The sequence below is a fragment of the Paractinoplanes globisporus DSM 43857 genome (genome assembly GCF_000379645.1).
GTDB lineage: Bacteria > Actinomycetota > Actinomycetes > Mycobacteriales > Micromonosporaceae > Actinoplanes > Actinoplanes globisporus.
In genome coordinates, this window is the sequence record NZ_KB903294.1 from 331,511 (window position 1) to 352,224 (window position 20,714).

At 70.0% G+C, this 20,714-nt stretch carries 22 protein-coding genes and 1 riboswitch; of the genes, 10 read left to right on the forward strand and 12 right to left on the reverse strand.

Going from position 1 to position 20,714, the window contains the following annotated elements:
- Positions 1-6: 6 nt before the first annotated feature.
- A complete protein-coding gene (locus tag A3CQ_RS56955; protein ID WP_020509122.1) occupies positions 7-1,485 on the reverse strand; it encodes an McrB family protein in 1,479 nt (492 codons plus the stop codon).
- A gap of 114 nt (positions 1,486-1,599) precedes the next feature.
- Positions 1,600-1,803: riboswitch (cobalamin riboswitch) on the forward strand.
- 106 nt (positions 1,804-1,909) lie between these two features.
- On the opposite strand from A3CQ_RS56955, the gene A3CQ_RS0101410 reads away from it, so the two are divergent.
- The 4 genes from A3CQ_RS0101410 (at position 1,910) to A3CQ_RS0101425 (ending at position 6,412) form a co-directional block, all read left to right on the forward strand.
- Positions 1,910-4,219 carry a ribonucleoside-diphosphate reductase subunit alpha gene (locus A3CQ_RS0101410; RefSeq protein WP_020509123.1) on the forward strand — a complete coding sequence of 770 codons (2,310 nt, stop codon included), beginning with the start codon at positions 1,910-1,912 and terminating at the stop codon, positions 4,217-4,219.
- On the forward strand, positions 4,219-5,214 hold the full coding sequence (locus A3CQ_RS0101415; RefSeq protein WP_020509124.1) for a ribonucleotide-diphosphate reductase subunit beta: 996 nt from the start codon (positions 4,219-4,221) through the stop codon (positions 5,212-5,214). The genes A3CQ_RS0101410 and A3CQ_RS0101415 overlap by 1 nt, the downstream gene beginning before the upstream one ends.
- A gap of 186 nt (positions 5,215-5,400) precedes the next feature.
- A complete protein-coding gene (locus A3CQ_RS0101420) occupies positions 5,401-5,607 on the forward strand; it encodes a CbtB domain-containing protein (protein WP_020509125.1) in 207 nt (68 codons plus the stop codon).
- A gap of 4 nt (positions 5,608-5,611) precedes the next feature.
- The gene (locus A3CQ_RS0101425) at positions 5,612-6,412 is read left to right on the forward strand and encodes a CbtA family protein (RefSeq protein WP_020509126.1); all 801 of its coding nucleotides are present in this window, start codon (positions 5,612-5,614) and stop codon (positions 6,410-6,412) included.
- Here the strand turns inward: A3CQ_RS0101425 and A3CQ_RS0101430 are convergent.
- From A3CQ_RS0101430 to A3CQ_RS0101450, 5 genes are read right to left on the reverse strand one after another with little or no spacing between them, the layout of a single operon-like run.
- Entirely contained in the window at positions 6,402-7,160 is a 759-nt protein-coding gene (locus A3CQ_RS0101430) for a (2Fe-2S)-binding protein (RefSeq protein WP_020509127.1), read from the reverse strand. The genes A3CQ_RS0101425 and A3CQ_RS0101430 overlap by 11 nt on opposite strands.
- A gap of 21 nt (positions 7,161-7,181) precedes the next feature.
- Positions 7,182-8,087 carry an ABC-2 membrane transporter-related protein gene (locus tag A3CQ_RS0101435; RefSeq protein WP_020509128.1) on the reverse strand — a complete coding sequence of 302 codons (906 nt, stop codon included), beginning with the start codon at positions 8,085-8,087 and terminating at the stop codon, positions 7,182-7,184.
- Positions 8,084-8,962, reverse strand: a complete 879-nt coding sequence (locus tag A3CQ_RS0101440; protein ID WP_026205182.1) for an ABC transporter ATP-binding protein — start codon at positions 8,960-8,962, stop codon at positions 8,084-8,086. The genes A3CQ_RS0101435 and A3CQ_RS0101440 overlap by 4 nt, the downstream gene beginning before the upstream one ends.
- Entirely contained in the window at positions 8,940-9,362 is a 423-nt protein-coding gene (locus A3CQ_RS0101445) for a GntR family transcriptional regulator (protein WP_051115152.1), read from the reverse strand. Before A3CQ_RS0101445 ends, A3CQ_RS0101440 begins: the two co-directional genes overlap by 23 nt.
- Before the next feature lie 34 nt (positions 9,363-9,396).
- On the reverse strand, positions 9,397-10,218 hold the full coding sequence (locus A3CQ_RS0101450) for a class I SAM-dependent methyltransferase (protein WP_020509131.1): 822 nt from the start codon (positions 10,216-10,218) through the stop codon (positions 9,397-9,399).
- A 92-nt stretch (positions 10,219-10,310) separates the two neighbouring features.
- On the opposite strand from A3CQ_RS0101450, the gene A3CQ_RS0101455 reads away from it, so the two are divergent.
- Positions 10,311-10,733, forward strand: a complete 423-nt coding sequence (locus tag A3CQ_RS0101455; protein WP_020509132.1) for a TIGR03618 family F420-dependent PPOX class oxidoreductase — start codon at positions 10,311-10,313, stop codon at positions 10,731-10,733.
- On the opposite strand, the gene A3CQ_RS0101460 is transcribed toward A3CQ_RS0101455, so the two are convergent.
- Positions 10,721-11,479, reverse strand: a complete 759-nt coding sequence (locus A3CQ_RS0101460; RefSeq protein ID WP_020509133.1) for an SDR family oxidoreductase — start codon at positions 11,477-11,479, stop codon at positions 10,721-10,723. The genes A3CQ_RS0101455 and A3CQ_RS0101460 overlap by 13 nt on opposite strands.
- Before the next feature lie 64 nt (positions 11,480-11,543).
- Positions 11,544-12,533 (reverse strand): LacI family DNA-binding transcriptional regulator, encoded by a 990-nt coding sequence (locus A3CQ_RS0101465; RefSeq protein ID WP_020509134.1) that lies wholly within the window; start codon positions 12,531-12,533, stop codon positions 11,544-11,546.
- A 115-nt stretch (positions 12,534-12,648) separates the two neighbouring features.
- Here A3CQ_RS0101465 and A3CQ_RS0101470 point away from each other — a divergent pair, with 115 nt between their 5' ends.
- On the forward strand, positions 12,649-13,581 hold the full coding sequence (locus A3CQ_RS0101470) for a radical SAM protein (RefSeq protein WP_157295158.1): 933 nt from the start codon (positions 12,649-12,651) through the stop codon (positions 13,579-13,581).
- Here the strand turns inward: A3CQ_RS0101470 and A3CQ_RS0101475 are convergent.
- On the reverse strand, positions 13,542-14,198 hold the full coding sequence (locus tag A3CQ_RS0101475) for a hypothetical protein (protein WP_020509136.1): 657 nt from the start codon (positions 14,196-14,198) through the stop codon (positions 13,542-13,544). The two genes, A3CQ_RS0101470 and A3CQ_RS0101475, sit on opposite strands and share 40 nt — an antisense overlap.
- Positions 14,199-14,318: 120 nt before the next feature.
- Between A3CQ_RS0101475 and A3CQ_RS0101480 the strand changes: the two genes are divergently transcribed.
- Complete coding sequence (locus A3CQ_RS0101480) at positions 14,319-14,627, forward strand: hypothetical protein (RefSeq protein ID WP_020509137.1); 309 nt, start codon at positions 14,319-14,321, stop codon at positions 14,625-14,627.
- On the opposite strand, the gene A3CQ_RS0101485 is transcribed toward A3CQ_RS0101480, so the two are convergent.
- Positions 14,628-15,368, reverse strand: a complete 741-nt coding sequence (locus A3CQ_RS0101485) for an alpha/beta fold hydrolase (protein ID WP_020509138.1) — start codon at positions 15,366-15,368, stop codon at positions 14,628-14,630. It lies immediately after the preceding gene.
- Between the two features lie 55 nt (positions 15,369-15,423).
- Between A3CQ_RS0101485 and A3CQ_RS0101490 the strand changes: the two genes are divergently transcribed.
- On the forward strand, positions 15,424-15,852 hold the full coding sequence (locus tag A3CQ_RS0101490; RefSeq protein ID WP_020509139.1) for a MarR family winged helix-turn-helix transcriptional regulator: 429 nt from the start codon (positions 15,424-15,426) through the stop codon (positions 15,850-15,852).
- Here the strand turns inward: A3CQ_RS0101490 and A3CQ_RS0101495 are convergent.
- Complete coding sequence (locus tag A3CQ_RS0101495) at positions 15,830-16,660, reverse strand: LysR family transcriptional regulator (protein ID WP_020509140.1); 831 nt, start codon at positions 16,658-16,660, stop codon at positions 15,830-15,832. The genes A3CQ_RS0101490 and A3CQ_RS0101495 overlap by 23 nt on opposite strands.
- 82 nt (positions 16,661-16,742) lie before the next feature.
- Between A3CQ_RS0101495 and A3CQ_RS0101500 the strand changes: the two genes are divergently transcribed.
- Together A3CQ_RS0101500 and A3CQ_RS0101505 are read left to right on the forward strand one after the other, a co-directional pair.
- Positions 16,743-17,465 carry an SDR family oxidoreductase gene (locus A3CQ_RS0101500; RefSeq protein WP_020509141.1) on the forward strand — a complete coding sequence of 241 codons (723 nt, stop codon included), beginning with the start codon at positions 16,743-16,745 and terminating at the stop codon, positions 17,463-17,465.
- Between the two features lie 95 nt (positions 17,466-17,560).
- On the forward strand, positions 17,561-18,892 hold the full coding sequence (locus tag A3CQ_RS0101505; protein WP_020509142.1) for an FAD-binding oxidoreductase: 1,332 nt from the start codon (positions 17,561-17,563) through the stop codon (positions 18,890-18,892).
- A gap of 7 nt (positions 18,893-18,899) precedes the next feature.
- Here A3CQ_RS0101505 and A3CQ_RS0101510 read toward each other — a convergent pair whose 3' ends face one another.
- Positions 18,900-20,690: a sigma-54-dependent Fis family transcriptional regulator gene (locus tag A3CQ_RS0101510; protein WP_020509143.1), complete on the reverse strand. Its 1,791-nt coding sequence runs from the start codon at positions 20,688-20,690 to the stop codon at positions 18,900-18,902.
- Positions 20,691-20,714 lie beyond the last annotated feature (24 nt).

Genomic DNA, 20,714 nt, shown 5'->3' on the forward strand with positions numbered 1-20,714 from the left:
CCACGGTCAGGCTTCCTCGGACAACATCTTGGTGACCTTCGCGTCCAGGTCGTTCAGCCGCGACCGGTGCTCGAACCAGTACTCGCTCAGGTACGGATACAGCTCGTACCGCCAGATCCGATACAGCCCGGCCGCCGTGGCGTCGTCGCCCATCCAGTACGAATGCCCGGGCGCGAAGTCGCGGTTGTCCACCTCCCGCTGCACGAGGTCGAAGAACTCCAGCACCAGGTCGGCCGACTCCCCGCCGCCCAGATGCGCGCTCAGCACGTCCCGGCTCGGGCGCATCTCGAGGGCGTGGAACCGGCGGCGCAGGGCGAAGTCAACGAGGGCGAGGCTTCGGTCCGCCGTGTTCATGGTCGCCAGCACGACCACGTTCTCGGGGACGAAGAACCGCTCCTGCGAGTACGGCAGCAGCACCGACTTCCGGACGCGGTACTCGAGCAGCATCATCAGCTCGCCGAGCACCGCGCCCAGCTCGGCCCGGTTGATCTCGTCGATGATGAAGACGTGCGTCGCGGTGGAGTTCTTCGCGTCCTCGCAGAACCGTTTGAAGATGCCCGGCCGCACCTCGTAGCCGATCGTGCCGCCCGGGTTCGACACCGGTCGCAGGCCCTCGATGAAGTCCTCGTAGGAGAACGACGGGTGGAACTGCACCGTCTCGACTTTTCCGTCGGGTCCGGCCAGGTGCAGGCCGATCTCCTCGGCGACGAAGGTCTTCCCGGTTCCCGGCGGGCCGTACAGCAGCGCTTGTTTCTTGCTGCCCTGAAATAGCGCGACCCATTCCTCGAGCTGTTCGAGCGGCAGATGCGTCCGCTCCGCCACCTCAGCCAAGGGGCGGGGCATTGGCGGCGGGTCAAAATCGTCCACGGGTTGCGGTCGGCCGATCTCCGCAAGCACGGCGTCGATTTCCTGCGGCGCCAGCCCGAAGTCGGCCGCGAAACGCTGCGCCGCCTCGCAATAGCGCAGATAGCGCTCGACTCCGCCCCCACGGCCGCGCGACTCGTCGAGCCGGCCAAGCGTGGCCAGGCCCTGATGCGTGATCTGGAGCCAGATGGCGAATCGGTCGGGGTCGCGCAGATACATCAGCATCGTCGGGTAGGACCGCCCGGCACCGGGGAACGCCGAGACGTTCTTCAGGATCTCGTCGACGTACGACAGCGACTCGTCGATCGGCCGCCGCCACAGCCGCTCGGTCCACTGATTGAACTGGTCGAGGGGATCGATGACCCGGCTCATCGTGGCCCCCACGAAGGCCGGGGTGAAGCGGTTGTGCTTCATGGCGCCGCCCCACTCGCCGGTGTTGAACAGCCGGCCCAACTCCAGCGCCTGATCCGCGGTCATCGTGCCGGCGAACTCGTCCAGCAACTCCCGCGCCTGCTGCTCGGCGCGGCGCCTCGACTCGACCAGCGACGCCGGTTCGTAGGAGTCGCGCCACCAGTCGACGAAACGCCGTAGATCGCTCAGCGGAGGGCGCGTGTCGGTCACGGTGATTCCTTCCGGGACGGCGGACCGACCGAGGATGGCATACGTGAAGTGATCTCGGTGACCCGACACGCCGACACGACATCTAGTGTTGCGCTCACTCCCCCGTACCCATATATGGTGTCTCTCGCAGCTGGTTCGGCGCTCCGATGAGGAACGTCGAGGCAAGAGGGAACCCGGTGTGAATCCGGGACTGCCCCGCAGCGGTGAGTGGGAACGAAAGCCGTCACGAGCACTGGGCCCGGGCCTGGGAAGCGACGGCCGGTAGGTCGGTGCAACGCGCCCACGAGTCCGAAGACCTGCCAGCGCGCCGCTTGCCGTCCGGCAAGCGGCGGTTCGAGGCCGCGCGGGACGGCCGACGCCACCATGCCGGCCCAAAACCGGTGGCGTCCCCGCGTGCCCTCATCACCTCGAGGGGGGACACGAGATGCAGGTTCGTAAGCGCAACGGCGACCTGGAAGCGGTCGACGTCAACAAGATTGTGCGGGCGGTCGAGCGGTGGGTCGCCGACCTGGACGAGGTCGATCCGCTGCGGGTCGCCACCAAGACGATCAGCGGGCTGTACGACGGCGCCACCACCGCCGAGCTCGACAAACTCTCCATCCAGACCGCGGCCGAGCTGATCGGCGAGGAGCCGCAGTACTCGAAGCTCGGCGCCCGCCTGCTCGCCGCGTACGTGGACAAGGAGGTCCGCGGCCAGGGCATCGCGAGCTTCAGCCAGTCGATCCGGTACGCCCACCAGCAGGGCCTGATCGGCGACGCGACCGCGGAGTTCGTGGCCCGCAACGCCCGCAAGCTCGACGACGCCATCGACCAGGAGGCCGACAAGCGGTTCGAGTACTTCGGCCTGCGCACGGTCGCCGACCGCTACCTGCTGCGCCACCCCCAGCTGCGGCTGGTCGTCGAGACGCCGCAGTACTGGCTGCTCCGAGTGGCGTGCGGCCTCGCCGAGACGCCGGCCGAGGCGATCGGCTTCTACCGGCTCATGTCGAGCCTCGCCTATCTGCCCAGCTCACCGACGCTGTTCAACTCGGGCACCCGGCACACTCAGATGTCCTCCTGCTTCCTGGTCGACTCGCCGCGGGACGAGCTCGACTCGATCTACGAGCGGTACCACCAGGTCGCGAAGCTGTCGAAGTTCTCCGGCGGCATCGGCATCTCCTGGACCCGGATCCGCGGCCGGGGCGCGCTCATCCGCGGCACGAACGGGCAGTCCAACGGCATCGTCCCGTTCCTCAAGACGCTCGACGCCGGGGTGGCCGCGGTCAACCAGGGCGGCCGTCGCAAGGGCGCGGCCTGCGTCTACCTCGAACCGTGGCACCCGGACGTCGAGGAGTTCCTCGAGTTGCGCGACAACACCGGCGAGGACTCCCGGCGTACGCATAATTTGAATCTCGCGAATTGGATTCCGGACGAGTTCATGCGCCGGGTCGAGGCCGACGAGGACTGGTCGCTCATCGATCCCTCCGACGCGCCCGAGCTGCCCGACCTGTTCGGCGAGGCGTTCGACCAGGCCTACAAGAACGCCGAGAAAAAGGCCGTCAAGACCATCAAGGCCCGGGATTTGTACGGCCGGATGATGCGCACCCTGGCGCAGACCGGAAACGGCTGGATGACGTTCAAGGACGCGTCCAACCGGTTGTCCAATCAGACCGGCGAGCCGGGGAACACGATTCACCTCTCCAATCTGTGCACCGAGATCCTCGAGGTGAACAGCGACGAGGAGACGGCCGTCTGCAACCTGGGTTCGATCAACCTGGGCGCCCATGTCAGCGCGGACGGCGTCGATTGGGAGAAGCTGCGCGAGACGGTGCGCACGGCGGTCGTCTTCCTCGACCGGGTCATCGACATCAACTACTACCCCTCGGCCCAGGCCGCCGCCTCGAACCCGAAATGGCGCCCGGTCGGGCTCGGCCTCATGGGCCTGCAGGACGCGTTCTTCACGCTGCGCCTGCCGTTCGACTCCGAGGCCGCGAAGGACCTGTCGACCCGGGTACAGGAGGAAATCTTCCTCACCGCGCTCGAGACCAGCGCCGCCCTCGCCGAGCAATTCGGACCGCATCCGGCATTTCCGGAGACCCGCGCCGCGAAGGGCGGGCTGCATCCGGAACTGTGGGGGGCTACCCCGGTCCAAACCGAGCGCTGGAGCGTATTGAAGAAGCGAGTCGCGGAAAAGGGCCTGCGCAATTCGCTGCTGGTCGCGATCGCCCCGACCGCGACCATCGCGTCGATCGCCGGCTGCTACGAATGCATCGAGCCGCAGGTGTCCAACCTGTTCAAGCGCGAGACGATGTCCGGCGAGTTTCTTCAGATCAATACCTTTCTTGTACGCGAGCTGAAGGCGCGCGGCCTCTGGACCAGCGCGATCCGGGAGCAGATCAAGCGGGCCGAGGGTTCCGTGCAGGGCATCACCGGCCTGCCGGACGACGTGCGCGAACTGTTCCGCACGGCGTGGGAGCTGCCGCAGCGCGCTCTGATCGACCTGGCCGCCGACCGCGCGCCCTACATCGACCAGTCCCAATCGCTGAACCTGTTCCTGAGCGCGCCCACCATCGGCCGCCTCTCGTCGATGTACCTGCACGCCTGGAAGTCCGGCCTGAAGACGACGTATTACCTGCGCTCCCGGCCCGCCACGCGCATTCAGCAGGCCACCGTTTCGATCGAGCCGGTCTCGTCCGACGCGGAAGCGCTCGCCTGCTCCCTGGAGAACCCCGAGTCCTGTGAGGCCTGCCAGTAATGCTGCTCGATCCCGGAATGGACCTGTCCCTGCGGCCGATGAAGTACCCGCACTTCTTCGACCGGTTCAAGGACGCCATCAAGAACACGTGGACGGTGGAGGAGGTCGACCTGCACTCCGACCTGGCCGACCTCTCGAAGCTCTCCCCGGCCGAACAGCATCTGGTCTCGCGGCTGGTCGCCTTCTTCGCGACCGGCGACACGATCGTCGCCAACAACCTCGTGCTCAACCTCTACCAGCACGTGAACTCGCCGGAGGGCCGCCTTTACCTTTCCCGGCAACTGTTCGAGGAGGCCGTGCACGTCCAGTTCTATCTGAACCTGCTCGACACGTACGTGCCGGACGAGAAGGAGCGGGCGGCGGCGTTCGCGGCCGTCGAGAACATCCCGTCGATCGCCCGCAAGGCGGAATTCTGCTTCCGGTGGATCGACTCGGTCTTCGAACTGCGTGCGCTCAAGACCCGGGACGACCGGCGGGCGTTCCTGCTCAACGTGATCTGTTTCGCGGCATGCATCGAGGGCCTGTTCTTCTACGGCGCCTTCGCGTACGTCTACTTCCTGCGCTCCCGCGGCCTGCTCAACGGCCTCGCCAGCGGCACGAACTGGGTCTTTCGCGACGAGTCCATGCACATGGCGTTCGCCTTCGACGTGGTCGAGCAGGTCCGGCGGGAGGAGCCCGGCCTGTTCGACGCCGAGATGGAGAAGCAGGTCCGGGACATGCTGACCGAGGCCGTCGACTGCGAGGTCCAGTTCGCCGAGGACCTCCTCGAGCAGGGCGTCTCCGGCATGTCCCCGGCCGACATGCGCGAGTACCTGCAGCATGTGGCCGACCGCCGGCTGACCGTGCTGGGCATGGAGCCGATCTACGGCAGCACCAACCCGTTCGCGTTCATGGAGTTGCAGGACGTGCAGGAGCTGTCGAACTTCTTCGAGCGCCGCGTCTCGGCGTACCAGGTCGGTGTCTCCGGAAGCGTGAGCTTCGACGAAGATTTCTGACCGCGTTGACGCGCTTCCTCACATCGCCCTAGGGTCAACCGTTGAGGCGGTGTGAGGAAGCTGGGAACTAGCCAGCACGGTCGCGCCACTGTGAGCCGGGTCCCCCCGGGAAGTCAGATACTCACCCGCCTCCCGCCCCAACCGCACGAGGGACGCACGATCCCCAAGGAGGCATTCGTGAGCTCTATGCCGCACCCCACCACCGCGGCCACGCCGCTGGTCATTCCCGGTTCCAAGGCCGTGCTCTGGCTGGTCGGCACCGCCCTGCTCGCCATCGCGGTGTACTACTTCGTCGGCGTCGACCAGGGCGCCTGGTCGGTGTTCGGCAACGACACCCACATCCACGAGCTCGTGCACGACGGCCGGCACTTCCTCGGCTTCCCCTGTCACTGACGGCATGGAAAAGCAGATCATCTGGCGCGGCATCCTGGCCGGCGCCATCGGTGGCGTGTTCGCGTTCGTGTTCGCACGGATCTTCGCGGAGCCCCAGATCCAGCGGGCCATCGACTACGAGGAGGGCCGTGACCACGCGCAATCGGCCCTCGACCAGGCGACCGGCCTCGCCGCCGCGCACGAGCACGCCGACCCGTTCTCGCGGGCCGTCCAGGGCAACATCGGCCTCGGCATCGGGCTGATCCTGTTCGGCGTCGCGATGGGCGCGCTGTTCGCGGTCGCGTACGCCCTCTGTCTGGGTCGCACCGGCCGGGTGCGCCCCCGCACGCTGGCCCTGCTCGTGGCCGGCGGGGGTTTTCTCGGCATCTATCTCGTGCCGTTCCTGAAGTACCCGGCGAACCCGCCGGCGATCGGCCACGAGGACACGATCCGCGAGCGCGGCACGTTCTTCCTGCTCATGGTGACCGCGTCGGTGCTGTTCCTGGTGCTGACCGGGTGGCTCGGCCGGCGGCTGCAGCCGCGTTTCGGCACGTGGAACGCGGCGCTGATCGCCGGCGGCGTGTTCGTGGCCGCGACCGCGATCGTCATGCTGGCGCTGCCGTCGTTCAGCGAGACTCCGGACGCCCTGACCGACACGACCGGGCGGATCGTCTTCTCCGGCTTCCCGGCGGACGTGCTGTCCCACTTCCGCCTCTACTCGGTGGGCGCGCAGCTGATCCTCTGGGGCGCGATCGGGCTGGTCTTCGCGCCGATGGCCGAGCGGCTGCTGTCTCCGGGGAAGCCGGCGGCCGCGGTCAGCGTCTGAGCACCGCCTGCCAGTGCCGGCGCCGGACGTCGTCCGGCGTCAGCACGCAGTCGCCGCATTTCCCGCCGCCGGGGATCCGGTAGTAGAGGCAGCAGTTGCCGCGCACGAGGAACCACCGGTCCCGCCGTGGATCGGGCCGTTCGAGCCTCGCCGTTCCGGCCAGCGGCGCCCGCTTCAGCAGCTCCTCGACGACGGCCGCGGCTCGGGCCGCGTGTTCCGGCGACGCGTCGGCGATCATCCCGGCCGCCCCGCCCAGCGCGGACGCCACGTTCCCCCACAGCAGGTGCTCCGGCAGCCGGAAGCGCCGGCCGATCACCCCCAGCATCGGGGCGACCGTCGGCATGCCGCCGATCGCCGCCGCCACCTCCGCGGCATCGAGGCCCGCGACGTCGGTCACGCTCATTTCCGCGTACGCGATGGGAAGTGGCCCACCCGGAGCCTCGCGCCAGCGCAGCCACCCGGCGTCGGGCAGAGGCAATGCGCCGGCCACCGCGACCGCTCCGAGCAGCGGCGACACCAGGCGCGACGCCCACCCGAGGAACGTGATCGAGGCGACCTCACGCTCACCGACCTCGTCCGCGCTCAGTCCGGTCATGGCGATGAGCGTCTGCCGGGCGACGCCGACCCGCTCGGCGACCACGCCGGCGTCGTAGAGGTCGGTCAGCGGCCGCCATCCGTCGGTGTCGCCGTCCCACGGCTCCCAGGCGAAGTAAGGGCCCAGCTTCGCAGTGGCTTCCAGGACCCGCACGACGTTCACCCTACGTGCGGGTCAGGCCAGGCGGCGGACCCGGCGCACCGCGAGCCACACCAGCAGCGCGGCGAGCGCCACGAAGATCCCCAGCTCGATCCACTGGAACGCCCAGAACCGGTCGCCCGGCTGGATCAGCTGGTGGTTGTAGGCGCCCGGGCCCATCTCGGTGTCGCCCGCGCACGCGCCCGTCGCCGGACAGCGGAAGGTGCCGTTCGTGACGAAGGTGCCGTCCGCGCGCCGTACCTCCTTGGCCAGGACCCACGCCCCGTCGAGCTCGCCGGTCGGCTTGCCGGTCGCGCCGCGCACCAGCTGGTCGGCGGCGACCGGCGTCATGTAGTGCGGGCGGGCGAACAGGGCCACGGCCGCCCGGACCCCGACGAAGCCGGTGAGGGTGAGCGCCATCGCGGGCAGCACCTTGGGCACCATCGTGCCCGCGACGACGCCGAGCGCCACCGCGAAGATCGTGTAGCCGACCGGGGCCACGCCCTGCATGTCGAAGAAGATCTCGGCGAACCGGGTCTGCCGGACGTCGATCTGGCCGAGCGGCTGGTACCACCAGGCCAGGCCCAGGCCGTAGACCAGCGCGAACACCACCACCGCGCCACCGAGCAGGCCGACCTTGGCCAGCGCCCAGTGCCGGCGGGTGATGCCCTGGGTCCAGATCATGCGATGGGTGCCGTGCTCGATCTCGCGGGCGATCAGCGGCGCGCCCCAGAACAGGCCGATCAGCAGCGGCACGACCAGCAGGAGGATGCTGAGCAGCGCGAGCGAGCCGTAGGTGTCGGCGAATCGGCCGGGGTCGAGCGTCCGCTGGTCGTGCCGCATCGACAGGCCGGTCGGCACGACGAAGACCGCCAGGGCCGCGAGGCCGAGCACGGTGAACAGCGCCTGCCGGCGATGCTGGCGCCAGGTCAGCCAGATCATGCCGGCACTCCCCACTCCGCGTGGTTGGTCGCGCCCTCGGCCTCGCCCAGGTAGCCCAGGATCAGCTCCTCCAGGGTCAGCTCGTGGACCGTCCACGCGGGATCGAAGATCGGCACGTCCGTACGGACCAGGACCGTGGACTGGCGGTCGGTGTGCCGCTCCCGGATCACCGTTCCGTCCGCCGTGAGGTGGCGCGGCCCGACGAGCTGCCGGTGACCGGCCACGATGTCGTCGACGTCGCCGGAGAGCCGCACCCGGCCGCCCTGCAGCACGAGCAGGTAGTCGCAGGAGCGTTCCAGGTCGGCGAGGATGTGCGAGGAGAGCAGGACGGTCGTGCCCGACTCGGCGACGTTGCCCATCAGCGCGGCCAGGAACTCGCGCCGGGCCAGCGGGTCGAGGCTGGCGACCGGCTCGTCGAGCAGCAGCAGCCGGGGCCGTTTCGCCAGCGCCAGAGCGAGGGCGACCTGCGCGCGCTGGCCGCCGGAGAGCTTGCCGACCGGCTTGCGGGGCGGGATGCCGAGCTGGGCCAGGCGGGTGCGGGCGAGAGTCGCGTCCCAGCGGCGGTTGACCTTGCCGCCCATGCGCACCAGCTCGTCGGCGGTGAAGTCGCGATAGACCGGGGTGTCCTGCGCGACGAACCCGATCTCGGCGAGCGTCGTCGTGTTCTCGTACGGGTGCTCGCCGAAGACCCGCACCTGACCGGCGTCGGGCCGCAGCAGGCCGACCGCGAGGTGCAGCAGCGTGCTCTTGCCGGCGCCGTTCGGCCCGACGAGCGCGGCGACCCGGCCGGCCGGCAGCCGCAGCGTGCAGTCGCGCAGGGCCCACCGGCCCGCATAGCGTTTGCCGAGGCCGTCAGCCTCGAGCACGTGCTCCATCGCGCGTCCCCTCCCCGCTCGTGCCGCGCTCGGCGCGCCTCGTGGTGTCGATCAACGCCGTGACCTCATCGTCGTCGAGGCCCGCGGCGTGCGCCCGGCCCAGCCAGCCGACGAGCTCGGCGCGCAGCTCGGCCTGGCCGGCGAGCGATGCCCCGGCCAGCGTGGCGGTGACGAAGGTGCCGACCCCGGGCCGTCCCTCGACAAGACCCTCGATCTCCAGTTCGCGGTACGCCTTGAGCACCGTGTTCGGATTGATCGCGAGCGACAGGGCGACCTCGCGCACCCGCGGCAGCTTGTCGCCCGGCACCAGCAGCCCGACTCGCAAGGCCTGTTTGACCTGCTGCACGAGCTGCAGATAGGTGTTTGCCGTGGACCGCCCGTCCAGCACGAACTCGATCACCGCCACCCCTTTCTTGCCCCGTTGTACTACGACACTAGGACAATAGGACGGCATCCGTGACCATGGCAAGCCTCGACGGGCGCAACGCATCGGTCCGGCACCCCAGGGTCTCGTCCTGGCCCCGGCTGCGTACCCGGCCGAAGCCGTGCCGGCCGAGCAGATCGGCCATCTCCTCCGGCGTGTAGAAGCCGATCCAGGGCTCACCCTGGCCGGCGGTGTGCGCCGAGACCGCGTCGACGTAGGCCTGGCCGGTCTCGTCCCGCTCGGCCGCCGGCAGCATGTGATCGAGGATCAGGCGGGTGCCGGGCGCGAGGGCGGCGAGCTGGGTGAGGGTGCGTGCGGCCGCCTCCGGGGTGAGATACATGCTCACGCCGAGCCAGCTCACCACCGCCGGGCGGGCGAGGTCGAAGCCGGCGTCGCGCAGGGGCCCGAGCAGCTCGCCGGTCTCCAGGTCGACGGGCACGTAGCCGACCGGGCGCTCCGGCTCCTCTTTCAGGGCGGCGACTCGCTCCCGCTTGTCGGCCTGACTTGCCGGATGATCCACTTCGAAGACATCTATCGCGCGTCGCGATCGGTAGGCGAACGAGTCGAGGCCGGCGCCGAGGATCACGTACTGGCCGGACTCGCCGATCAGCTCCTCGGTCAGCCGGGACCGGACCGTCACCTGGGCTCGGGCGCCGGCGAGCACGAGGTGGTCGCCGTGCAGCCGGTGGTAGGCGATCAGCTCGTCGGCCCGGTCGCCCAGCAGCCGCTCGGCCAGGGTGTCGGCGAAGACGTACGGCTGGTGGTCGACGATGAGGTGGGCGGCCCGGGCGGCGGCCGCGGTCAATGCGCTGGCACTGGCTTGGTTCTGCATGCCGCCGAGGCTACGAGCGTGTTGCGCAAATCATACCATACTGGACGGAATTAATCCAGTACCGCCCGGGTCGTTCGCACTAGGCTTTCCGGGTGGCAACCACACTCGCCGAGGCCTGGGAGCTCAGCCGCTCCGATCGAGGCCTCGCCATAGTCTCCACCCTCCGCGCCGACCAGACCATCCAGACCTCGCTGGTCAACACCGGCGTCGTCGGGGATCAGCTCGCCTTCGTCACGTACGGGCCGGTGAAGCTGGCCAACCTGCGCGCGCGCCCGCAGATCGCCGTGGCCTTCCGCGACGGCTGGCGGTGGGCGGCCGTCGAGGGGCGCGCCGAGCTGGCCGGCCCCGACGACCCGCGTCCCGGGCTGGACGCCGAGGGCCTGCGACTGCTGCTCCGCGAGATCTTCACCGCGGCCGGCGGCACCCACGACAACTGGGACGAGTACGACCGCACCATGCGCGACCAGCGCCGGGCGGCCGTGCTCATCACGCCCACCCGCGTCTACGGCAGCTGACCGCTTTCCGGGAGCTTCGCGAGCCAGTCCTCGAAACGGACGGTGCCCCGCGGCCCCGGCCCGGTAGGGAGGAGGCCGCCGGTGGCCATCCTCCATCCCGCGACCGAGGGCCACGGCACGCTCGCCACGAGCTTGCGCGGGCCGTGGACCTTGGCCGCCCGGCGTACGGCCGCGGCCATCTTCATGACCTCGGGCCCGGCCAGCTCCGGGACCCGCCCCGCCGCCGGCTTCTCGGCCACCCGGAGCAGTTCGGCCGCCACGTCGGCCGCCGCCACCGGCTGGGCGCGCATCCACGGCACCACGGCCAGCGGCCCCGGGTAGAGCGTCAGTGACTGAAGGGTGAGCTCGAAGAACTGGGTGGCCCGGAGCACGGTCGCCGGCACCGGCCCGGCCAGCACCAGCTCCTCCTGCCTCAGCTTGCCCAGGTAGTAACCCCACCGGACCCGATCGATCCCGACGATCGACAGCAGCGCGTGGTGCCGAACCCCCGCGCGCTCCTCGGCCGCGAGCAGGTTCCGCGTGGTCTTCTCGAAGAATCTGATGGACTGACCTTTGCCGATGGTCTGAACGTTCGACACGTCGACCACGGTCTCGACGCCCCGCAGCGCCTCATCCAGTCCCGCGCCGGTGGTCAGATCGATCCCGTGCGATCGGGAGATCACCACTACGTCGTGGCCGGCCTCGCGCGCCCGCTCCACGACCGGCCTGCCCACCGTGCCGGTGCCCCCGGCCACCGCGATACGCATCGCGCCACCTCTCTTCTCGCTCGCCCTCGAGAGGGGTGACCGGATCGGGCCCGCGTTGTGACAGTCAGCCGCCGGCGGAGCTCTTTCGCACCCGCAGGTCGGCCGGGAACACGCAGCGCCAGTGCGGGGCGAGCTGCCGGTTCACCAACGCGCGGGTGGCGGCGGCCGCCATCTGCTCGACCGGCTGATGCACCGAGGACATCGGCGGCGTGGTGCACGAGGCGATGATGCTGTCGTCGAAGCCCACCACCGCCACGTCGTCCGGCATCCGCCGGCCCAGCTCGGCCAGCGCCTGCATCGCTCCCGTGGCCATCAGGTCACACCCGGCGAAGAGCGCGTCCACCGCCGGCTCCTCGGCTAGCAGGCGCACCGTCAGCTCGTAACCCGCCTCCCGCCGGAACTTGCCGACCGCGGAGATCTCCGGCAGTCCCAGGTCGCGCACGGCCCGCTGATACCCTTGCCGCCGCGCCACGGCGTCCGGATTGGCGTCCTGCCCGTGCAGCCCCGCGATCCGGCGCCGCCCGGTCTCGTACAAATGCACGACCGCGGCGAACGCCCCCTCGGCATTCTCCACGTCCACGAACGGCACCCCCGGCGCCGACGGCCCCAGCGTGACCACCCGCTCGCACCGCTCGTAGAACTCCCCCGCCAGCCGCGGCGCCACATTGGAGAGCACAACCCCGAGACTCGCCGTCTCCGCGACCTTGGCCAGCAGCGCGGGTGCTTCCGCTTCCTCCACCACGTGTACGCGAAGCTGAGCACTGCCGCCCGCAAGCTCCTGCAGGATCCCCGCCGTGACCCGCCCGTAGTACGGACTGTCGGCGAACACCCCCGGCTCGTCCACCACGATCAGCTCCACGACATCCCCATGCCCCGAAGCCAGCGCCCGCGCCACCGAGTCGGGCCGATACCCCAGCCGCTCGACAACCGCCCGGACCCGCTCTCGAGTCCCCGGCGCCACCCCCGGCGCGTCGTTCATGACCCGCGAAACCGCCGCCTTCGAAACCCCGGCCGCCGCCGCGACATCGGCCAGCGTCGGCTTCCTGTGTGGCATAACCCCACTATAGGTCGGCGATCCCGCCAAGATCGCCCCACCGCGAGGTCACCTTTTAAGGTTACTTTTCGGTAAAATAACCGATTCGCGGCTAAGGAGATGTATTGTCTCGCGCGTGACGGAAGCCATGTCGATCGACACCGCGTCAAGGCAGGATTCCGTCCCGCCCAAGCGCATTAGTTTCAACTTCGTCGACCGCTGCAATATGACCTGCAGCTTCTGCTACATACCGTTCGACAACATTCGAGTCAATGTCGAGGTTGCGGCGAACGTCATCGAGGTCATCCTCCGGTGGTCGCCCGCGAGCATCACCGTGGGCGGCGGAGATCCCCTGATGTACCGATTCACCCCGGATCTGCTCCGCCACATCCGCGACCTGGCCGGCCCCGCCCTCTTCCTCCAGCTCGACACCAATCTGATGCGTCCCGAAAGATGCGACCTCGCGGCCATCGCGAAATCGGTCGACATGGTGGGCGTACCGCTGGACACCTTCGACACGGCCGTGGCCTGGCAGATGCGCGGCAACGGCGGCCATCCACGGCAGATCGGCGCCCTCATCCCGACGATTCTCCGCGCGGGAACCAGCGTCAAGGTCAATACCGTGGTCGCCCGCCCGAACCTCGTTAGCCTGCCCGAGCTCGCCGATTTCGTCGCCGAGGCGAACGTGCAGGCCTGGTCCCTCTACGAATTCTGGCCGATCGGGCCGAGGGCCGTCGCCAATCGCGCCGCGATGGCGGTCGACCACGCCGAATTCCGGAAAGCGGTCGAGGAGGCTTCCGGGCGCGCCCACGGGGTCAACGTCGAGACCGGAGCGATCAGGGCACGTCGCTCCGCTTACTTCTTCGTGACCCCCACCGGCCGTGCATACACAGTGGACGGCAACGATCATTCACAGTACGCCGAGCTCGGCAACATTCTCGAGGACGAGCCAGGCGTGCTGAGCCGGTGGCACCGGCACGCCGACGAGGTGGTCAACGAGGAGCGGGTGAGGCAGCGAGCTGGCTGGGCTCATTCGGGAAGGCTTCGCGCCGCGGGTTGCCACTCCTGAGCGTCCTCGAACCGCAATGACGCCGCTCGGTGCAGGCTTTCGTACAGGTCCTTCCCGGTTCCCGTCGTCTCGAACCCAACGCTGTTCCTTCGCACGGTCCGATACAGCTTGATGTCGATCTGCGCCCGAGCATCCGGCTCACCCTCGTCGAGAACGATGATCGAGGCGACCGCGGTCGAGGTGTACGTCTTTACGATCATCCGTTGCTGGGCCTCGCCGGGAAGTTTGCGCCTGACCTGAATCAGCTTGTCCAGGGTTGCCTTGCAGTTCTGCGTCACCCGCTCCGGCGACTCGCCCAGATGTTCCGCGAGGCTGTCGATGTGCGGCCCGACCGGGTCGATGATGGCGATCCGGATCTGAAAGTCTGGCCGGTGCAGGACCATCGCACCCAGATCCTTCAGATCTTCGATCTCCCGCCCCTGCGCCATCCAGTACCCCACCACCAGGACCGATCGGCGTGCCGTCGCGAGATAGCCCATCAGGGTCTCGATTCCGCGGTACTCCTTGTAGTCACCGCGATTGATGAACAGGTTCGTGAACCCGGCTTCCTCCAACCGCGACGCCAGGCGCTGGTGTTTTGAGCGCCGGGCGGCGCCGGCGAACGACCGCTGGGTCAAATATCGCGCAGTGGGGCCAGTCGAACGCATTGATTCGCTTCGGACGGTGACGAAGGGCTGGCTGTCGGGTGTGGATGGCTCTTCGGGCGATGGAGGTCTGGCTTCGGGTCCGGTAGACCGATGAGCATGGTTTCGAGTGAGCTGGTCGCGCTGGCGAAGTCCGGCGCGAACGCCCTGGTCGACGCGATGGGTACTAGCGCGTGGGGCAGCACCAGGGACAGGTTCGTCGTCTTCCTCAACCGCGGCCGGAAGAAGGACTGGACCGGCGGCGCGCTCGACGGGGCGGCGGAGCGGCTCGCGACCGGGGTGACCAGCCGGGACATTCAGCTCGAGGTGTGGCGTTCCCATCTCGAGCTGGTGCTCGTGGAGGACGAGAAAGCCGCCGACGCGCTCCAGGAGCTGACCGCCGAGACGCCGTCCGCGCCCTGACTACACCGCCTGAGCAACCGCGGCCAGCACCGCCTCGGGCGTCTCCAGCTGGGGCAGGTGGCCGGTGGCCGGGAGGACGGTCAGCCGGGATTTCGGGATCGCCGCCGCCAGTGCCCGGGCGTGGGCGGTGTCGACGATGCGGTCGCTCTCGCCCCAGATGACGTGGACCGGGAGATCCAGCATGGTCAGGCGGTCGAGCAGGGCCGGGTCGGACATCGCCGCACCGGTGTAGGCGGCCAGAGCGCGCAGATCGGGGCTGGGACCTGACGACGGGGCGGGAGCCCGCGACGGGTCGTGCCAGGCGTGGGCGGCCAGCTCCGACGGAGTCATCCCCGCCACGTCGGCCACCGGATGACCGGGGACCGCGGCACCGATCGCGTCGATCAGGACCGCGGCGGTGACCCGAGGGCTGCCCAGCAAGGCGATCTCGGCGGCCAGCCAACCGCCGAAGGAGTTGCCGGCGACCGTGACATCCGAGAGGTCCAGTTTGTCCAGCAGTGCCACGTAGGCGCCGGCCAGATCGGCGACAGAGGCCAGCGACTCGGGGCGGTCCGTGCCGCCGAAGCCGGGATGGGTGGGCAGCAGCACGCGGGATCGGGTCCGCGAAGCGAGCAGATCCGCGAAACGGGCCATCGTGGGCACTCCGCCGCCGCCGTGCAGCAGCAGGAACGGCCGGGTGCGGTCGTGATCGGCGACGGTGATCTCCACGGCGCCGGAGGGTGCGTCTACGACGAGGTTCATGTCAGGAACCTTAGGTAAGGAAGCTTATATACGCAACCTGTCTAGACTGACGGCCGTGACACATCGCCGGGCCGAGGTCGCGCTTGCCGTCAAGCGCCTGCAACACCGCCACCACCGGGCGCTCAGCGGGGTGCTGGCGCCGCTCGGTCTGTCCCTCGTCCAATGGGACACGCTGCGACATCTGCATCGACGGCCGGAGGCGTCGCTGCACGATCTCGCCGTGCTGACGTTCCAGACCGACCAGTCGTTCGGCTCGCTGGCGGGAAGGATGGCCGAGCGGGGGCTGATCGAGCGCGTGCCGGGTCCGGGGCGGGCCGTGAAGCACCGCCTCACCCCCGACGGCGAGCGCCTTCGCGCGGCGGGGCAGGAACTGGTCGACGAGGTCTTCGCGCAATCGTTCGCGGGTCTGACCGACGATCAGGTCGAGCAGCTGGGCGAGCTGCTCGACGCGGCGCTGAAACCTAGAGACGCGTCGCCGCTCTGACCAGACCGGCGACCGCACGCGACCGGCTCTGCGGCGGCCACGCGATCACCGTGGTCACCGTCGGCGCGTCGGAGACCGGCACGGCGACCAGGTCGTGGCCGAGCTGGGCGCGGCACGACTCCGGCAGCAGCGCCGCCGCCCGGCCGAGGGAGATCAGCTGCAGCAACTGGGTGTGGTTGTGGACCTCGGGCCCGGGTCCGGGCGGGTACACGCCGCCGGGGCCCGGCCAGCGTGGCATCGGCAGCCCGGGCAGCGCCGTGACCTCGGCCAGCGTCAGGGACGGCCGGGTGCTGAGCGGATGGCCGCCCGGCAGAACCACGACCTGCGTTTCGGTGCGCAGTTCCTCGGTGTCCAGGCCGACGATCGAGTCGAACGGGAGGTGCAGCAGCGCGACGTCGGCACGGCCGTCACGCAGCAGGCGTTCCTGCTCGGCGATCCCGCACAGCAGCACCTCCACCTCGACCGCGCCGGGCTCCGCCGCGTACGCGTCAAGAAGCTTGGCCAGAAACTCGCCGGAGGCGCCGGCCTTGGCGGCCAGGACGAAACCGGCGCCGGCCCGGCGGGTGCGGCGATCGGCGGCCTCCACCGCCTCGAGCGCCGCCCGGCCCTCGGCCAGCAGCACCCGGCCGGCCTCGGTGAGCGAGACCGCGCGGCTGCTGCGCTCGAGCAGTGTCACCCCGAGCCGGCGTTCGAGGCGCTGGATCGCGCGGGACAGCGGCGGCTGCGCGATGCCGAGCCGCTCGGCCGCCCGCCCGAAATGCAGCTCCTCGGCGACCGCGACGTAGTACCGCAGCTCCCGCGTCTCCATGGCCCCGACGATACCCGCCGGGTATCGCCGGCCACCCAGATGGTGTTGGCCGCCGGCCGGGGTACGCGGACAGGATCGACCCATGAGCGAAGAACAGACGATCGCGCTGGTGACGGGCGCGAACAAGGGCATCGGGTACGAGATCGCGGCCGGGCTCGGCGCGCTGGGCTGGCGCGTCGGCGTCGGCGCCCGGGACGACCAGCGGCGCGAGGCGGCCGTGGCGAAGCTGCGCGCGGGCGGCGCCGACGCGTTCGGCGTGCCCCTCGACGTGACGAGCGACGAGAGCGTGCGGGCGGCCGCCGCATTTCTCGGCGACCGAGAAGGGTTGGACGTGCTGGTCAACAACGCCGGGATCACCGGCGGGCAGCCACAGGACCCGATCGGCGCCGACCTCGACGCCGTGCGGCGGGCGGTCGAGACCAACGTCATCGGCGTCATCCGGGTCACCAACGCGATGCTGCCTCTCCTGCGGCAATCGACGTCGCCGCGGATCGTGAACATGTCGAGCCGCGTCGGGTCGCTGACCCTGCAGTCGGGCGGCGCCGAGACCGGGCCAATCTCGGTGGCCTACGCGCCGTCGAAGTCGTTCCTCAACGCCGTGACGATCCAGTACGCGAAGCAGCTGGCCGGCACGAACATCCTGATCAACGCAGGCTGCCCGGGCTTCACCGCGACCGACCTCAACGGGTTCCGCGGCGTGCGCACCCCGGAGCAGGGCGCCGCGATCGCCATCCGGCTGGCCACCCTCCCCGGCGACGGCCCCACCGGCGGCTTCTTCGACGACGAGGGCGTCATCCCCTGGTAATCGTGGCAGTCGTCACAAAACCGGGCTCAGGTCTCACATCGCCTCGATTCGCTTCGTCGGGTGTCTGTTCAGCGAAGACATCAGACGGAGGAATCATGAGCTCAGTCCTGGCAAGTGACTTCGGCGGCGACATCATCGAGCCCGGCGCCGCCGAGTACGAATCGGCCCGCCGGTCGGTGCTCGCCATCGGCAGCCCGGCCGTCGTCCTGCGCCCCAAGAGCGTTCCCGACGTGCGGGAAGGAGTCAGATTCGCCGCCGCCGCCGGGCTCACGCTGTCGGTGCGCGGCGGCGGTCACAGCTTTGCCGGCTTCAGCACCAACGACGGCGGCGTCGTGCTCGATCTCAGCGAGCTGGCCGAGGTCGAGGTCATCGACAAAACCCACCATGTCGTACGCATCGGGGGCGGCGCGACGTGGGGTCAGGTGACCGCCGCTCTGACCCCGTACGGCCTCGCGATCTCCTCGGGCGACACCCGGAGCGTCGGCGTCGGCGGGCTCACGCTCGGCGGCGGCATGGGCTGGAAGGTCCGCAAGTACGGCCTGGCCATGGACAGCCTGGTCGCCGCCGAGGTGGTCACCGCCTCCGGCGAGGTCGTGCGCGCGGACGCGACGGAGAACTCGGAGCTGTTCTGGGCGCTTCGCGGCGGCGGCGGGAACTTCGGGGTCGTGACGGCGTTCGAGTTCGCCGCCCACCCGACGACCGACGTCTTCCACGGCAAGATCACCTTCCCGGCGTCGGAGGCGGCAACCGTGCTCCAGGGCTGGGCGGACTACCAGCGCAGCGCCCCCGAGGAGCTCAGCACGATCACGAGCTTCGCCAACCCTTTCACCGGTGGGCCGGCCGCACCCGTCGAGATCCACCTCGTCTTCGACGGCGACGACGCGCTGGCCGCGGCGGCCGCGATCGACCCGATCCGCCGGCTCGGCACCGTGCTCGTCGACGACGTGGCCCTGAAGCCGTACGCGGAGGTCCTGGAGGACGGCATGACCCCGCCGCCCGGCATCCAGCTGGTGACCCGGAGCGCCTTCGCCGGGCCCGACTCGACGGCCGACCTCCTGCGGATCCTGGTCGAGACGGGTGCGTCGGGCAAGTCGCCGGTGATCGTCCTCCGGAGCCTCGGCGGCGCGGTGTCTCGCGTGCCGGGCGACGCCACCGCCTACGCGTACCGGCAGGCCACGTTGATGCTGGCGACCACCACCATCGGCCCGGCCCCGGCGATCGAGGCCGCCCGTCCCGCCCTCGAGTCACTGTGGGCGCGGCTCGCTCCGCACGTCGCGGGCGCCTACTCCAACTTCCAGACCGGGGCCACCGACGACGACGTGGCCGCGGTCTACCCGGCCGAGACCTACCGGCGCCTCGCCGAGGTCAAGCGCCGGTACGACCCGGAGAACCTGTTCGCCGGCAACCACAACGTCCGCCCCGAGTAGACGGACCCTATTTGGTGGGCGCGACGATGCCGTACTCGTGGATCTTGCGGTAGATCGTCGCGCGGGACATGCCCAGGGCCGCCGCCGCTTTGATCTTGCTCCCGTCCCAGTCGATGAGGCTGCGGACGATGGCGTCACGCTCCATCGCCTCGAGCGGGCTCAGCAGGCGGCGGCTCACCGTGCGGCACTCGGGCGGCAGGTCGGCGGGCAGGATCGCGCCGCTGCGCCGGTGCTGGACGATGTTGCGCAGCACCTGCCAGAGCTGCTCGATGTTGCCAGGCCAGCTCGACCGGCTGAGCATCTGCAGTGCCTCGGGCGAGCACACCAGGCGGCCGTCGGGGACGAGCTTGGCCAGGAAGAACGGCACCAGAGCCGCGATGTCCTCGAGGTGGTAGCGCAGCGGGGGCAGCTCGACCGTGCTGGGGAAGAAGCGCAGCAGGTCGGCCAGCTCGCCGCCGTCGTGGCGCTGGCTCAGGGTCACCGCGACCCACGGCGTCGGTCCGTCGGCGCGGGCCTGTTCCAGCAGCCGGGAGAGCGCCCGCAGGGTGGGGCCGGCGACGCGGTCGGCGTGCTGGATGACCAGCGCGCCCTCGCCTCCGGCCAGTTCCCGGCGCAGGTCGGTGAGCCAGCCCCGCTCGGCCGCGGCCGCGTCGATGACGGCGAAGTGGGCGCCGGGCCGTTCGTGCTGGTGGACGGCGCGAATCACGGCGAGCTTGCCGACACCGGCCTCGCCCTCCAGCGCCAGCCACTCACCGGTGGCGTGCACGGATCGCACCTGGTGGCAGCCGCGCAGCCAGAGACCGCCGGAGCCGACCAGGCCGGGCAGGAACATCCGCGGCGAGGGCACGGCGTCGAGCCGTACGCCCGCTCGCTGCTCCCCCAGTTTCACGTGGACGACGCCGCCGGTCAGCCGGCCCTCGCCGCGCACCGGGCGGCAGTACATCCGGGCCTTCACGCCGCTGGGCAGCTCGACCTCGAGCGACGCCGTCGGGTTGCGCCCGGCGAGCGTCTCCGCCGCCTGGGCCAGCAGCACCGACTGCTCGGCCGGGTCGAGCGCGTGCCGGGCGTTGTCGTTCATCATCACGACGTCGTTGTTCAGGGCAAAGACAATTCCCGCCGTACGACGGCAGGTGCGCAGGTATTCCTGGAGCAGCTCCAGCTCGCGGATGCCGCTGTCGGCGAGCAGCGCCTGCTGGATCTGCCCGGCCGTGGTCTTGGCCAGCGCGAGCAGCAGCGGGTCGGCGTCCTTGCGCCAGCAGGTCAGGTCGACCGCGCCGACCGTCTTGCCGGAGATCGGGTGGTGGATCGGCACGCCCGCGCAGGCGAGATCCTCCAGGTGCTCGGCATAGTGCTCGTGGCCGAAGACGTTCATCGGCCGGCCGCCCTCCAGCGCGGTGCCGATCCCGTTGGTGCCGACGTACTCCTCGGCGTAGCTGAATCCGGGCGCCAGTTTGACCCGGTCGAGGTGCGCGTCCAGGTCACGGCCCGCGTCCAGCCGGGTCAGCACGAGGCCGGCCTGGTCGGTGAGGATGATGCTGATCGGCTGCCCGTCGAGATGCTCGCGCAGGTGCCGCAGCACCGGAAGCGCGCTGCGGCTCAGCGGCGTGTCCAGATCGGGGTCACGCTGGTAGGCCAGGTCTATCCGGTCCGCGGCGACGTTCCAGCGGCGGGACCGCCACCAGGAGGCGAGGATCGCGTCCCGGACCTGGTTGGGTTCGATCTCTTCGGCGGTGAGGAACTGCTCCCTGGTCCTGGCGAGGCGGGAGCCTTCGCCGGGCTCGATTGAGGAAGGTGGCATCGGCGCCCCCTTGTTTCACGCTGG